This window comes from Gordonia liuliyuniae, from assembly GCF_021739025.1.
In the GTDB taxonomy this organism is placed as follows: Bacteria; Actinomycetota; Actinomycetes; order Mycobacteriales; family Mycobacteriaceae; genus Gordonia; species Gordonia liuliyuniae.
Window position 1 is genome coordinate 126743 of record NZ_JAKKOT010000005.1, and the last position, 14655, is coordinate 141397.

Here is a 14655-nt window from a genome sequence, read left to right on the forward strand (position 1 = left end):
GCGGGGTCAGAACGGCGGTTCGCCCCAGCACGCGAACTCGGCCGCGGCCGCGCCTCGCGCGCGACGGTTCGCCGCCCGGATCTGCATCCGATAACGATGCTTGGCCTGGGTGCGGGTGACCTCCCGCTGTGGTCCGGGTCCGGCGTCGCGCACTGTCGCCGCCCCGGCGGGCGCCGGGTGCGTGCACGGCAGGAGGCCGAGTTCGGGCAGGAGCCACGAGTTGAGCGCTTGGGCGCGAACGGTAATTCCTTCGGGTGTGGTGACTTCGGTCCACACGATGCCGTTGGCGTCGACGATCTGGTCGTCGACCCATCCCGGGACGTGCGTCTTCAGCCCGTGGTGGAACCGGCATTTGGGGTTGAGGTTGCACGGACAGGTCGGGCCGCCCGCCTCCGGGTCGGAATGGTCATACTCCTGGACGTGGTCCAGGTCGCACTGCCAAGCGGGTTCGTCGCACCCGATCATTGAGCACTGTCCGTGGAGTGCGCGGACCGCGGTGTCGCAGGCCGCGGTGGGCCGGTAGTTGTTGCCTGCTTGCGCGGTGCCGTCCATCAGGTCGCCGAGGTCGAGTTCGCGGTGGACCGTGTCGGTGCGACCCGAGACTTCACGAGCGTGCTCGGCGGAGATCGGCCCGAACCCGTCGAGAAACGCCGGAGTCTCGGAGTCGCCAGTGAGGGTGTCGCGACGGGCGACGACGTGCAGGACGATCTTCGCGCAGCGTTCTGCGATCTCGTCCTCGGAGAGGCGGGCAGGGCAGCCGTCGTTGCCGCATCGGCACGCGAACGGTGTGCCGGTGAGTCGCGCGACGGCGGCGTCGGAGCGACGACTCTGCTTGTTGCGCGGGTCGTCGTCGCACACGCCAGCGGCGACCGCATCGAGTGATTTCATGATGAGCGCCGCGTCTTCGGAGGCCGCCGTGATGGTGACGTCGCTGAGTTCGGCGTCGACCGGTGTGGCGATGACCTTCTTGCGCGCCTTCGCTGCTTCGGTCGCTGCGCGAGCGGCGTCGGCGTCGTGCTCGGCGACGATGCCGTTGACCGTCTTGGCCACACGGTCTTTGGAGAGCCCGCCCATCCCGCGGAGCCGACCGGCGGCTTCGTTATCGATCACCGCGAGCAGATCGTCGTCGAGAACGGCTTCGGTCTGGGCGAGTGCGGCGTGGAACCAAAGCGGAGTGAGCACGCCGTCGCGCATCAGCTTGCCGAGTTCCGGTACGCGTTCCATGCAAGCGATGGCACGGTCGACGAACCGCTCGGCAGTGAACTGCTTCGAGCCCGTCAGCACGGCGTACGACGCAGCTGTCTGGCACAGCGGGTCGTAGACCCGGGAGAAGCCATCGGCGCCCGCAGCGTCGGCGACGTCGACCTTCGCCTGCCACACCTGATACGCGGCGGCGTACCGCTGCCAGAGAATGAACCCCTGGAACGAGTCCGCACGAGCAGCAAATTGCAGGAGCGCAGCTTGATCGGCATCCACCCCGTCCGCCGTCTGCGGCTTAGCGATCCGGATAACGATCGAGTCCCCGTCGACCTCGACGGTCGATGCCGCTTGGCTCCTCAGCGTGGTTTGCATTACTCCCCCTTGATCGAACTTACGTTCGATAATACTTGGTTACACCAAGTTGGTCAATACCCCTATTTCCGGCCCGGCACACCCACGATGGCAATCGCATACCTCGGTGTGCGATTCTGTACAGTTCACCTCCATCTTCAAATCCCGAACTGAGGAAACGTGCCCACTTCTGCACAATATGTTGGTCGCCGCAAGCTGATTGAGGTCAGCATCCCACTACAGAAGATCAACGAGGAGTCGGCTCGGAAACGGCATACAAAGCATCCGTGGAGCATGGCCTACTGGTGGGCGCGGCGGCCTCTGCCGACAACTCGCTCGATCTTGTTCGCCCAGGTTGTCGATGATCCAAGTTCTCGCCCAGACATTTATCCGACTGCAGAGCTTCAGCAGATAGAGCGTGCAAACCTGTTTCGCATTATCGACCGGCTTGCCTCATACGACCGAACCGGCGATGAGTCCGTAATCTCGGCAGCACGCGCGAAGATCCTGGAATCAACGAACGGGTCACCGCCGCCCGTACTCGACATGTTCGCAGGTGGCGGCTCAATCCCGCTCGAGGCGCAGCGGCTCGGACTGGAAGCCCACGCCGCTGATCTGAACCCGGTCGCGGTGCTCATTAACAAGGCGCTGATCGAGATCGCACCCAAGTTCGCGGGTCGTCGACCCGTGTTTCCTGGCGCCGCAGACGAGACCATCCAGGACTGGCCGCGGGCAACCGGTCTCGCCGAGGACGTTCGGCGCTACGGCCAGTGGATGCGCGACGAAGCCGAGAAGCGAATCGGCCACCTCTATCCAAAGGCGACGCTGCCGGACGGCTGCGAAGCGACCGTGATCGCATGGATTTGGGCACGGACGGTGACCTGCCCGAACCCGGAATGCCAGATCGCGATGCCACTCGTACGCTCCTGGTGGCTCGGCAAGAAGAAGGGCAAAGAGGCGTACGTCGTACCCGTTGTCGAAGGCAAGACGGTTCGATACGAGATCGGGCACAACGTGGCTCACGCGCCGACGAAAGAGACGGACGGCACCGTCGGACGCAATGGTGCTCACTGCGTACGTTGCGGCACAGCGGTGGAACTGAAGTACATTCGCGCCGAGGGACAATCTGGACGGATGGGCGAGCAGCTGATGGCGACAGTTGCCGAAGGACAGCGACGGCGCGTCTACCTGGCGCCGACCTCGGCTCACGCGGCTGCCGCAGCTGTGCCCACACCGTTGAACACGCCAAGCGGTAATCTTCCGAAGAACCCTCGCGATTTCAAGACTCCGAACTACGGGATGACCACGTTCGCCTCCCTCTTCACTCCACGGCAGCTCACCGCGCTCACCACGTTCAGCGACCTCGTCAGCGAAGCGCGAGAGCTCGTGGTCCGGGACGCACGCGCGGCTGATATGGATAGCGGACGTCGCCTCGAGAACGGCGGCAGCGGTGCGGAAGCTTACGGAGACGCCGTGGCAACGTACCTGGGGTTGACGATAACGCGCTGCGCCGATCAAGGGTCCTCAATCACCACGTGGCACAACCGCAACGAGCAGATCCGGTCGACGTTCGCACGCCAGGCGATCCCAATGACCTGGGACTACCTCGAACCCAACTTCTTGAGTCAGTCTCTGGGGTCCTGGACTGCTCACCTCAACCTGGCCGTCGGCGCCATCGAAGCATTGCATCCAAACCAAGTAGGCCGTGCGGTTCAAGCCAACGCCATCGATGCTGTCTCTGATCATCTCATCTCCACCGATCCGCCCTACTACGACAACATCGGATACTCCGACCTCTCGGACTTCTTCTACGTCTGGCTGCGCCGATCCCTGCAGGACGTCCACCCGTCGATCCTCTCCACGATGCTGGTGCCCAAAGCAGAGGAACTCGTCGCGAACCCGTACCGCCACAACGGCAAGGAAGGCGCTCACACCTTCTTCGAAGACGGATTTCGTGAGGTGTTCCGTCGAGCGCGAGAGAACGCGTACGACGACTTCCCCATCACCGTCTACTACGCGTTCAAACAGCAGGACGCCGAGAAATCCGGGCAGGCGTCGACCGGTTGGGAGACACTACTGGAAGGGATGATCCGCTCCGGCTGGCAGATCACCGCCACCTGGCCGATGCGGTCCGAACTCGGTAACCGGATGCTGAGTCAGGGCACCAACGCTCTCGCCTCATCCATCGTGCTCGCACTCCGCCCGCGACCAGAGGACGCGCCTCGGATCGACCGCCGCGGTTTCCTGTCACGTCTCCGCAGCGAGCTCCCAGACAAGCTCCGCGAACTCCAGCAAGGCGCCATCGCGCCGGTCGACCTCCCGCAGGCCGCGATCGGCCCGGGCATGGCGATCTTCTCCGAGTACAGCGCGGTCCTGGAAGACTCTGGATCCAAGATGACCGTCCGCACCGCGCTCGAACGCATCAACGTCATCCTCGACGAGGTACTCGGCGAGTTGGAGAACGACTTCGATGCGCCGACCCGGTTCGCCCTGACGTGGTTCCGGCAGTCCGGGTTCACCGCAGGCCGGTTCGGTGACGCTGAATCGCTCGCCAACGCCCGCGGAATCTCACTCGACGCACTCGAGCGGTCAGGCATCGTCACGAAGGGCGGCGGGAAGTTCGCACTGATCGGGCCAGGCGAGCTGCCCGCCGATTACGATCCGTCGACCGACACGTCGATCAGCGAGTGGGAGGTCGTGATGCATCTCGTCCGCGCCCTCGACTCGGAAGGCATACCGGCCGCAGCGAGTCTGCTCGCACGCATACCGGAGTCGATCGACTCGGACCTCTGCCGCGAACTCGCGTCGCTGCTGTTCAAGCTCGCGGAAGACCGCAAGTCGACAGCTCTCGCGAACAGCTTCAACGGCCTCGGCGCAGCCTGGCACGACGTCGCGCGGCAGGCACGCACAGCCGTCGGCATCCAGGGAACACTCACATAATCGGCGACCGATCCCGCGCTACCAACCAGTAGCCCTACCGCACCCACAGAACTGTCCGAGTCTTCCGATAACCTCCGTCTTGAATGCACAACACATGCTGCATTCAAGAACGGAGGAACTGTGGCTGTCAGCAATCGGGATCGGATTCATACCGCGTTCGAGCTCCTCGGGCCGGCGTTGAACACCTTCCTCGACGAGGCCGTGGGCGCCGAACTCACTGCGCAAGGATTCGACGGCGGGTGGATCGAGATCCTCCGTGCAGTGAAGGCGCCGAACGCACATTCCGACAAGAAGTTCAGTCCCCTCGACCCATACGACAGCCTCCGCATGGTCACCGACAGCGTGCCGTACAAGTTCAAGCGAGGCTGGGACCCGATCGGCAAGCGGCTCTCACGGGCCGACACGGGCCGCGCCACGCAACTGCTCGACGTTCGGAACCGCTACGCACATCACGAACCGTTCTCGAACGACGACGCGACCTACGACCTCGACACCTGCCACCGCTTCCTACTGGCAATCGGCGCGCCGAAGGAAGCCGCGGAGGTAGCGAAGCTCCGCGACGACGTGCGCGCCATCGGCGCTCGGCAGGCAGACGACCGCGCGGCCCGCAAGCAGCCGAGCCTGCAGGCCGGGTCCGATAATCTTCCCGCCTGGCGCGAGGTGATCAGCCCGCACCCCGACATCCAGAGCGACCAGTTCAACGCCGCCGAATTCGCCGCAGACCTCTACACGGTCGCCAACAAGAGCGGTCGTCACAAGTCGGAGTACACCGATCCCGCAGAGTTCTTCGGGCGCACCTACCTCACCGAAGGTCTGCGCGACCTGATCACACGCAACGTCGCCCGTCTCACCGGCGATGCCAATGCGTCCCCGGTCGTCAACCTGCAGACCAACTTCGGCGGCGGCAAGACACACTCGATGCTCGCACTCTGGCACCTCGCCTCCGGTGAATCGAGCTCGACCTTCGGCGACGACGTCGCACCGCTCGCCCAACCGCTCGATTCGCTGCCGCACGGTGTCCGTCGCGTCGCTCTGGTCGGAAACCAGATGGTTCCGGGCCGCGAGAACGACGAGGCTGGCCGGCCGAACATCCGCACCATGTGGGGCGAACTCGCCTGGCAGCTCGGCGGCCAGGACGCATACGAGATCGTCTCCGCAGCGGACCGGTCGTCGACCAATCCCGGCTCCTCCCTGCGCGAACTGTTCGAGGCGTACTCCCCCGCCGTCATCCTGATCGACGAATGGGTGGCCTACGCGCGCCAACTGGTTCATGCCACCGGGCTGCCCGCAGGCGACTTCGACACACAGTTCACATTCGCCCAGACTCTCACCGAAGCCGCGCGTGCGACGCCCGGCATCCAAGTCGTCATCTCGATCCCCGCCTCGGCCAATGCCGACGACGGCGACGACGTCAACGACGAAGAAGTCGGCGGCGAGTACGGACGGGAAGCCCTCTACCGACTCAAGAATGTCGTGGGCCGCACCGCCGACCAGTGGCAGCCCGCCAATGCGCACGAGAGTTTCGAGATCGTCCGCAGACGCATCTTCTCCGCTCCCGACGCGGACGCCTCCGCGACAATCAACAACGTCGCCAAGTTGACCGTCGACTTCTATCGCAAACACCACACCGACTTCCCGGCGGAGGTCCGCGACTCCCAGTACATCGACCGGATCAAGCAGTGCTATCCGATCCATCCCGAACTGTTCGACCGGCTCTACCAGGACTGGTCGACGCTCGACCGATTCCAACGAACGCGCGGCGTCCTGCAGTTGATGAACAAGGTGGTCGGCACGCTCTGGCGCACCCAGGACTCGAGCGCGCTCATCATGCCCGGAACAGTGCCGCTGGGCGACGCCGACGTGGTCTCCGAAATCACCAAATACCTCGGTGATGAGTTCAAAGCGATCATCACGACCGACGTCGCAGGAACCGAATCGGTCCCGTATCGCACTGACAAAGACAACGAGTATTTCGGCAAGCGCGGAGTGTCGCAACGTCTGGCGCGTTCGGTGTTCATCGCCGCCACCCCCGGACTGCACACCGCCCACAAGGGTGCTGAGAAGTCACGGATCTTCCTGGGCGCCGCGCTGCCCGGCGACGTCCCCGGCAGCTTCCATTCCGCCCTCGACGCGCTGACCGGGGCGTCGACCTACCTGTACACCGAGTCGTCGCGCTACTGGTACGACACCCAGGCCAACATCACGCGCGCCGCCCGCGACCATGCTGCCGGTCTCTCTCCCGCCGACGTCTGGGCCGAGGTGGAACGGCGCCTCACCGCACAACGCAAGTCCACCAAAGACCAAGTCTTCGCCGGGATCCACGTGTTCCCAGATTCCAGTGACGTGCCAGACGAGACCGACGCCCGACTCGTCGTGGTCCCGATGAAGTACACGCACACTGCTCGCAGCGGCCAACTGACCGCGGTCCCGTGGGCGACCGATCTAATCGCCCAACGCGGAAACGCGATCCGCACGTACAAGAACTCGATCGTCTTCCTCGCCGCCGAAGAGAAGCGGGTCGACGAACTCGATGACGCCGTCCGCACCCACCTCGCGTGGAAACACGTCGCCGACAGCGCCGACGATCTCGGTCTCGGCGGTCAGCAGACCAAGCAGGCGATCGAACGACGCGGAGCGAGCGACGACATCGTCGACTCACGACTCCTGGAGACCTACACGTGGGCTCTCTATCCGGAGCAAGCCGACGGAGAGAGCACGTACCGGATCGAGACGAGCAGCGTGACCGGCAGTTCAGACGACCTCTACCTGCGGACGAGTACGAAGCTCGGCGACGTCATCGCCTCTACTCGAGCGTCCGCGACGATCGCGCTCGATCTGACCGGAAAGCTCGCGTCCGCCTGGACGTCCGGCCATCTCCACGTCGGCCAGCTCCTCCGCTACTACGCCACCTACCCTTACCTCGCCCGTCTCCGACACCGCGAAGTCCTGATCAACGGCCTCTACTCGGTCGCCGATGATCCGATCACCTGGCAGCAGTACGGGTTCGCGTTCGCCGACGAGTACGACGAGACGACGAGCAGTTACGTCGGCCTCCACCTGCCGACCGACGACGCCACGCTCCACATCTCGGACTCGACGCTGATCGTCCAACCGCACATCGCCGTCCGCCAGCGCGAGGACGAGGTACGGCAGGCCGGAAACGCCGACAGTGCGTCCGATACCGAACAGGACGACACCGGCGACCGCGCAGGCGGGGCGGGCGGAGCCGGCGCATCCTCCGGCGACGACACCCGCCGCGCCGACGACACGCGACGCCGCTTCTTCGGTTCGATCGCGCTCGACAGCACGTTCCCCGCCAAGAACTTCAACGAGCTGTACACCGAAGTGCTCAGTCATCTCGCAGGCGACGGACGCCTGGAGATCCGCCTCGAAGTGACCGCGGAGAACCCGAGTGGATTCAGCGACCGCACCAGACGCACCGTCTCCGAGAACTCTCGCGTGCTCGGGTTCGATCAAGCCGAGTTCGAAGAGCGCTGACTCACCCGCTCGGCCACGACCGCAATCTCGCTATCGTGTACCGGGTGAAGTCTCTGATCGTCGGCACCGTCACCGAATCGACCCGCGCCGAAGCCGTCGCCGCCGTCGCCGCGGCGACGTTCCCGCTCGCGTGCCCGCCGCACTCGAAGCCCGAGAACATCGCGGCCCACATCGACGCGCACCTGTCGGCCGACAAGTTCGCCGAGTACATCGCCGACCTGGGAAAACAGGTGCTCGCCGCGCACGACGGCACCGGAGCGATGATCGGCTATGCGCTGCTCGTCTACGGGCGGCCGGACGATCCGCAGGTTCTCGCCGCTCTCGAATCGGCAGACGACGGAGCGACCGCACTCGCTGCCGACGCCGTCGCCGAAGTGTCCAAGATGTACGTGCTCCCCGACCATCACGCCGCACGCAACGACGCCAAGCCGGCGCACGCGCTCATGCAGGCGTCCCTCAGCGCCGCCCACGAACACGGAGCCGACTACATCTGGCTGGGCGTCAACGAGCTCAACGAACGCGCCCAGAAGTACTACCGCAAAATGGGCTTCACCCAGATCGGGACCAGAACGTTCGACATGAACGGAATGGTGGAACACGACCACGTGATGGGGCGGCAACTCTAAGGTCGAGGCTCTGCTCAACCAACAGGGCACTCGACCAACAGGGCACTCACCCAGCAGAACAGCCCCCTACGCGTCGGCCTCCGCGAAACGGGACAGCGCGAGCAGACGCGACGTGGCCCGCAGATACTTCTTGCGGTAACCGCCCGCAACCATCTCCGGGGGGAAGATCTCGTCGAGCTTCACACCCGACACGCTGACCGGGATCTCCGCGTCGTACAGGCGGTCGGCGAGCGCGACGAGACGCAGAGCAACAGCCTGGTCGGCTGCCGGCCGCAGATCCTCGATGCAGACCAGGGTGACACCGTCGACCAGCGACTTGTACTTCGACGGATGCAGCTTGGCCAGGTGCGCGACGAGATCGTCGTACCGGTCGAGAGTGGCGCCCTCGGTGGCGGCGGCCAACTCCTCGAGCGCGGTGTCGCTCGACGGCTCCGGCGCGGGCGGAAGGTCACGGTGACGGTAGTCGGGGCCGTCCACTCGGATCGTCTCGAAGATCGCCGACAGCTTCTGGATCTCGCGGAGAAAGTCCTGCGCGGCGAAGCGGCCTTCACCGAGCTGACCCGGCAGGGTGTTCGACGTCGCGACGATCGACACGCCACGCGCGACGAGTTCGGTCAGCAGACGCGAGACGACCATCGTGTCGCCCGGATCGTCGAGTTCGAACTCGTCGATGCACAGCACGCTGTGGTCGGCGAGACGATCCAGCGCGTCGAGATAACCGAGGGCGCCGACGACGTTCGTCACTTCACCGAACGTCGCGAATGCCTTGGGGCCGGGCATCGAGTGGTAGACCGACGCCAGCAGGTGGGTCTTTCCGACGCCGAAGCCGCCGTCCAGGTAGAGGCCGATACCTTCCGGCGTCGACGCCTTCCGGAACAGGCCCTTCTTCTTGGCACCGGACCGGACAGTGGACGCCCGTGCGACGAAATCGCGGGCGGCAGCGACCGCCGCCGCCTGACTCGGCTCGTTCGGGTCGGGGATGTACGAGTCGAAGCTCACCTCGTCGAACATCCTCGGCGGAACCATTTCACCGATGAGTTGGTCGGGGGCCAGAACAGGGTTCCGGTCGCTCAGTCGTGCCAGCATCCGGTAAGGATATCGACCACATGGATGATGGCTTCATGTTCCTCATGCAGAAAGCGACAGACGTCACAGCGGACGACCTGCCCCGTGTGCTCGCGTTTCCTGATCGCATCGCCCCGACGGTCCGCGCGATGATGATCGCCAGCGTCGACGGTTCGGCGACGATCGGCCGTCGATCCGGCATGTTGGGCGGCGACGGCGATCACCTCGTCTTCCACACGGTGCGCCGTCTCGCGGACGTGATCGTCGTCGGCGCCCAAACCGCGGTCGACGAGGGATACGGCCCAGCAGTGCCGGACGGCGACACCCCGCCCACACCTCTGGTGCTCACCTCGCGCACACTCGCGCTGCCGGACGACTTCACGACCGTCGCCGCGCCGAACGTGCTCATCGCCACCTGCACTGCGGCGCCCGCCGACGCTCGGAGGCGGCTGACCGCCGCGGGGGCGACGGTCGTCGACTGCGGCACCGACGATGTCGACCCGGTGGTCCTCGTCGCCGAACTGGCCTCCCGAGGACTCACGCGCATCGACCTCGAAGGCGGCCCCCGGCTGCTCGCCGCGTTCGCCGCTGCCGGAGTCCTCGACCAGCTGGTCCTCACCGTCAGCCCGACGCTGGCCCTCGGTGACGCACCTCGGATCGCCCACGGCGCAGCCACGCCGATCAGAGACCAGGACCTCGCCCTCCCCTTCCGCCTCCCCTACCCGATGCGCGCCACCACTGTCCTCGGCGACCACGAAGGCTTCCTGTACCAACTGTGGGAGGCCGTGCCCGACTCCGACGCCAACCCCGGTCGGTAGGCTCGCGGCTATGCCGTCCACGCTCCGCGCACGACTGTCCGCCGCTCTGCTGGCGGCGACCACTGTCACCGTCCTCGCGGCGGGCTGCGCGGTGGGGCCGGACACCGGACCGGACATCGTCCGCGGCGACAACCCCGGCGGCGACACGACGGAAGCGCCGAAACTCCCCGACCTGACGGTTCCCGAGCACGACCTCAACTGGCGTTCCTGCGGTGACAAGACAGACAGGGCCTACGACGTCGGCGTCCCCGACGGGATCACTGTCCAATGCGCGACCTACGACGTCCCCCTGGACTCCGACTCCGACTCCGACGAGACCATCCGCATCGGCGCGATGCGCGCGAGCACCGCGTCGACACCGAAGCAAGCTCCTCCACTCGTCCTCACCAGCGGAACCGACCTACCGAGCTCCCGCACCCTGCTCGCGCTGGCCGACGGCGACGGAAAGGCCGTTCTCGACCGCAACCCCGTCGTGGCCGTCGACTTCCGCGGCACCGGGATCGGCGCGACCGTCGACTGCCTGACGGCCGCGCAGCGCACCGTGATCGCATCGAACGCCGCAGGCCGCGGACGAGACGTGAAGGCCCGCGCCACCGAGGTCGGGACAGCAGCCCGCGCGGGGGCCGATCTCTGCACCGAGACGCTCTCCCCGAATCAGCTCGCCTACTCCATCGACGCGGCAGCCAACGACCTCGAAGCTCTCCGCGACCGCTGGGGTGTCGACCGGCTCGGCCTCATCGGCGTCGGCGACGGCTCGTCGATCGCGTTGCGGTACGCCGCAGCCCATCCCGACCAAGTGGGGCGCCTCGTCCTCGACTCCCCCGTCGGCTACAACATCCCCGCGCGCGAGAGCGCGGCCGCGCGCGCCCGCGGCGTCCAGAAGTCACTGACCGCCTTCGCGCAGCGCTGCGCCAACACCGGGTGCGCGCTCGGCAGCAACGCCGCCGGAACGTTGAACCGCGTCATCACCGCGGGGGCGGCCGACGACCTCGACGGACTGTCCGACAAACAGGTACTCGCCGCCGTCACGACCGCGATCGCACTGGACGACATGTCCCCCGCCGGCCTCAAGAAGCTCGGCGCAGCGATCGCCGACGCAGGCCGCGGCGACACCGCACCCCTGCGTTCCTACGTGTCCGACGCCGAAGCCCTCCGCGGCACCGACGGACGGCTCGTCGGACGGTGCAACGACCTTCGAGGCAGACCCGGTCTGCAGGAGTTGCCCGGCCTCGTCGACGACTGGTCCGACGACGCTGCGATGACTGCGGTCACCACCGCTCTCGACCTTGCCGACTGCGACGGGTGGGGCAGCACCGACGCGCCTGCCGCACCCGAATCACTCGCGGTGAACCCGCTGGTCCTCGTCGGAGCGAACGACCCGTTCAACGGGAGCGCGGTGGTCGACCAACTCACCCAGACGCTGTCCGCGGCGAAAGCGTCGCCGACCGCCGTCACCTGGGACGGCCTCGGATTCTCGGTGCTCGCGCACAGCGACTGCGCCGCAGGCGTCCTCGGCGAGTATCTCGGAGCCGAGCCGATGAAGGCGCCCACCGCGCGGTCGTGTCCGGCGTGAGCGGTCTCGTCGGCAGCATGTAGTACGGTTCGCGGGTGACCGTAGTAGACCGTTACCTGCGCCCGCGCGTTGATCCGACCCGTATCGGACATCTGATCCTCTGGCCCATCAGCATCATGATGGTGATCCACCGGTCACTGATCCTGGCGGTGAACGGTGCCCGCACCGACGACTTCACCCCGGTCTACAACGCGGCGTTGGCGTTCCTCAACCAGCGTGCGGTTTACAACGAGAACTACGAGACGGTCGACCCGCACTACCTGTATCCGCCGTCGGGAACCCTGTTGATGTCGCCGATGGCCATCATCGACCCGCAGAACTCGCGGTGGCTGTTCATCGCGATCAGCGTCGTCGTGCTGATCGTGTGCGCGTACCTGTTGACCCGACTGTTCGGCTTCGACCACCGCTCGTGGATTTTCCCCGCGCTGATCTTCGCATTCTTCAGCACCGAGACCGTGGCGCACACCCTGATCTTCACGAACTTCAACGCGTTCGTTCTCCTCGGCATGCTCGCGTTCATGATGCTGATGCTGCGCAGACAGGATCTGTGGGCCGGTGTCGCGATCGGTCTGACACTCGCCGTCAAACCGATCCTCGCGCCGCTCCTGCTGCTCGTCCTGCTGAACCGTCAGTGGAAGATCCTGATCACCGCCGTCGGCGTGCCGCTGGTTCTCAACGTCCTCGCGTGGCCGTTGTCGAACGACCCGATGGACTTCGTCAAACGCACCTCCCCGTACCTCTTCGAGTCGCGCGACTACTACAACAGTTCCATCACCGGCAACGGAGCCTACTTCGGCATCGACGGCTGGCTGGTGCTCCTGATGCGGATCGCGTTCGCTCTGATGGCCGTATTCAGCCTGTGGTTCCTGTACCGCTACTACCGGCGCACCGACGAGTTGATGTGGCTCGCGACGTCGTCGGGCGTGCTGCTCGGCACGTTCTTCCTCGTCGGCGCCCTCGGCCAGGGCTACTACTCGATGATGTTGTTCCCGCTGATGATGACTGTCGTCCGCGCCGGATCGGCGGTCCGCAACTGGCCCGCCTGGCTCGGCGCCTACGGGTGCCTGTCGTTCGACGTCTTCTATTCCAAGGAATGGGAACCTTTCGGCCGCTATCTCGAGTACGGCAAGGTCACGTGGGGCTGGTCGCTGCTGATGATCGCCGTCTTCTGCTCGCTGCTGTTCCGGTATCTCGACATGCGACGCGACGGAGTGCTCGACGCCGACGCCGACGAACTCGACTCCCGGGAGCCGACAGCCGTCGCGTGACGCGTCTACCCTGGGACATATGACGAACGACGCATCGAACGGAAGCCGAGACTCCGCCCGGCCGACTGACTCAACAGGGCCGACTGACTTCACCGGGCTCACCGACGCCGAGTGGCGTGAACGTCTGTCGCCAGCCGAATTCCAGGTATTGCGGCAGGCAGGCACCGAACGCCCCTTCACCGGGGAGTACACCGACACCAAGGACGTCGGCGTGTACGAGTGCCGCGCATGCGGCGCCGAACTGTTCCGCAGCGAGACCAAGTTCGAATCGCACTGCGGATGGCCGTCGTTCTTCACCCCGCTAGCGGGCGACACCGTCATCGAACGGCACGACGACTCACTCGGCGCACGCCGAACCGAAGTGCTGTGCGCCAACTGTCACAGCCACCTCGGTCACGTCTTCGCGGGCGAAGGCTACGACACGCCCACCGACCTGCGGTACTGCATCAACTCGATCAGCCTGCGGCTCGCGCCGAAGAGCTGATCCTCGTTGGTCGGGCGGAGTCGAGACCTCGACTCCGCCCGATCAGTACGACGAGTCCTTCAGTAGCACGAGCCTGACCGGCACGCGGGCAGCACGCGTCAGGGCAGCACTCGTCAGGGCAGCACTCGTCAGGGCAGCGCGGCGACGAGCTTGCCGGGCTCGACGCGAGGGCCGGTGAAGAAGGGGATCTCGACGCGGACGTGATTGCGGGCCTCGGTGGCACGCAGGTCACGCATGAGGTCGACGATGCGGTCCAGTTCGGGAGCCTCGAACGCGAGGATCCACTCGTAGTCGCCGAGCGCGAACGCCGGCACTGTGTTGGCGCGCACGTCCTTGTAGCCGCGGGCGGCCATGCCGTGGTCGGCGAGCATCTTGCGTCGGTCCTCGTCGGGCAGCAAATACCATTCGTACGACCGGACGAACGGGTAGACGCACACGTACGCGCCTGCTTCCTCCCCCGCCATGAACGCCGGGATGTGGCTCTTGTTGAACTCGGCGGGACGGTGCAGCGCCGCACCGCTCCAGAACGGGTCGCTGGCCCGCCCGAGGATCGTGGTGCGGCGGAACGACGAGTAGGCGGCCTGCAAGGCTTCGATGGTCTCCGCGTGCCACCAGAACATGAAGTCGGCGTCGCCGCGCATGCCGGCCACATCGTAGACGCCGCGCACGACGACTCCGGTGTCCTCGACTTCGGTGATGAAACGCTCGAAGTCGGCGACGGCCTCGGCGCGGTCCTCCGGCAGTTCCCCGGCGCGCACGGTGAACACCGAGAACATCAGATAGCGGAGAGTGGAGTTGATTTCTGCGTAATCCAAGCGGCTCATACTCCCAT

Annotated in this window: 10 protein-coding genes; 7 read left to right on the forward strand and 3 right to left on the reverse strand. The window is 65.8% G+C overall.

All coding sequences use genetic code 11. From position 1 onward, the window contains the following. Window positions 1-6: 6 nt before the first annotated feature. The gene (locus tag L5G28_RS11425; RefSeq protein ID WP_237001657.1) at window positions 7-1572 is read right to left on the reverse strand and encodes a DUF222 domain-containing protein; all 1566 of its coding nucleotides are present in this window, start codon (window positions 1570-1572) and stop codon (window positions 7-9) included. Window positions 1573-1731: 159 nt separating this feature from the next. On the opposite strand from L5G28_RS11425, the gene L5G28_RS11430 reads away from it, so the two are divergent. The 3 genes from L5G28_RS11430 to L5G28_RS11440 all read left to right on the forward strand — a co-directional run bounded on the left by L5G28_RS11430 (window position 1732) and on the right by L5G28_RS11440 (window position 8615). Next, window positions 1732-4491, forward strand: a complete 2760-nt coding sequence (locus tag L5G28_RS11430) for a DUF1156 domain-containing protein (protein ID WP_237001658.1) — start codon at window positions 1732-1734, stop codon at window positions 4489-4491. A gap of 120 nt (window positions 4492-4611) precedes the next feature. After that, a complete protein-coding gene (locus L5G28_RS11435; RefSeq protein ID WP_237001659.1) occupies window positions 4612-7989 on the forward strand; it encodes a DUF499 family protein in 3378 nt (1125 codons plus the stop codon). A 44-nt stretch (window positions 7990-8033) separates the two neighbouring features. Continuing rightward, window positions 8034-8615 (forward strand): GNAT family N-acetyltransferase, encoded by a 582-nt coding sequence (locus L5G28_RS11440; RefSeq protein ID WP_237001660.1) that lies wholly within the window; start codon window positions 8034-8036, stop codon window positions 8613-8615. 66 nt (window positions 8616-8681) lie between these two features. On the opposite strand, the gene zapE is transcribed toward L5G28_RS11440, so the two are convergent. Further along, window positions 8682-9701 carry a cell division protein ZapE gene (gene zapE / locus L5G28_RS11445; RefSeq protein WP_236997294.1) on the reverse strand — a complete coding sequence of 340 codons (1020 nt, stop codon included), beginning with the start codon at window positions 9699-9701 and terminating at the stop codon, window positions 8682-8684. Between the two features lie 20 nt (window positions 9702-9721). On the opposite strand from zapE, the gene L5G28_RS11450 reads away from it, so the two are divergent. The 4 genes from L5G28_RS11450 to msrB are packed head-to-tail and all read left to right on the forward strand — an operon-like array spanning window position 9722 to window position 13823. After that, window positions 9722-10498 carry a dihydrofolate reductase family protein gene (locus tag L5G28_RS11450; RefSeq protein ID WP_237001661.1) on the forward strand — a complete coding sequence of 259 codons (777 nt, stop codon included), beginning with the start codon at window positions 9722-9724 and terminating at the stop codon, window positions 10496-10498. Between the two features lie 10 nt (window positions 10499-10508). Then, on the forward strand, window positions 10509-12071 hold the full coding sequence (locus L5G28_RS11455) for an alpha/beta fold hydrolase (protein ID WP_237001662.1): 1563 nt from the start codon (window positions 10509-10511) through the stop codon (window positions 12069-12071). Between the two features lie 35 nt (window positions 12072-12106). Next, window positions 12107-13339: a glycosyltransferase family 87 protein gene (locus tag L5G28_RS11460; RefSeq protein ID WP_237001663.1), complete on the forward strand. Its 1233-nt coding sequence runs from the start codon at window positions 12107-12109 to the stop codon at window positions 13337-13339. A 19-nt stretch (window positions 13340-13358) separates the two neighbouring features. Beyond that, window positions 13359-13823, forward strand: coding sequence for a peptide-methionine (R)-S-oxide reductase MsrB (gene msrB / locus L5G28_RS11465; RefSeq protein ID WP_237001664.1), 465 nt, complete (start codon window positions 13359-13361; stop codon window positions 13821-13823). A gap of 128 nt (window positions 13824-13951) precedes the next feature. Here the strand turns inward: msrB and hemQ are convergent, their stop codons facing one another. After that, window positions 13952-14647: a hydrogen peroxide-dependent heme synthase gene (hemQ, locus tag L5G28_RS11470; RefSeq protein WP_237001665.1), complete on the reverse strand. Its 696-nt coding sequence runs from the start codon at window positions 14645-14647 to the stop codon at window positions 13952-13954. Between the last annotated feature and the right edge of the window lie 8 nt (window positions 14648-14655).

What these genes read in the sequence shown, in the direction of transcription:
- L5G28_RS11455 (WP_237001662.1), top strand. Translation starts at nt 10,509, where the DNA reads ATGCCGTCCACGCTCCGCGCACGACTGTCCGCCGCTCTGCTGGCGGCG.
- msrB (WP_237001664.1), top strand. Translation starts at nt 13,359, where the DNA reads ATGACGAACGACGCATCGAACGGAAGCCGAGACTCCGCCCGGCCGACT.
- L5G28_RS11425 (WP_237001657.1), bottom strand. Translation starts at nt 1,572, where the DNA reads ATGCAAACCACGCTGAGGAGCCAAGCGGCATCGACCGTCGAGGTCGAC.
- hemQ (WP_237001665.1), bottom strand. Translation starts at nt 14,647, where the DNA reads ATGAGCCGCTTGGATTACGCAGAAATCAACTCCACTCTCCGCTATCTG.
- L5G28_RS11450 (WP_237001661.1), top strand. Translation starts at nt 9,722, where the DNA reads ATGGATGATGGCTTCATGTTCCTCATGCAGAAAGCGACAGACGTCACA.
- zapE (WP_236997294.1), bottom strand. Translation starts at nt 9,701, where the DNA reads ATGCTGGCACGACTGAGCGACCGGAACCCTGTTCTGGCCCCCGACCAA.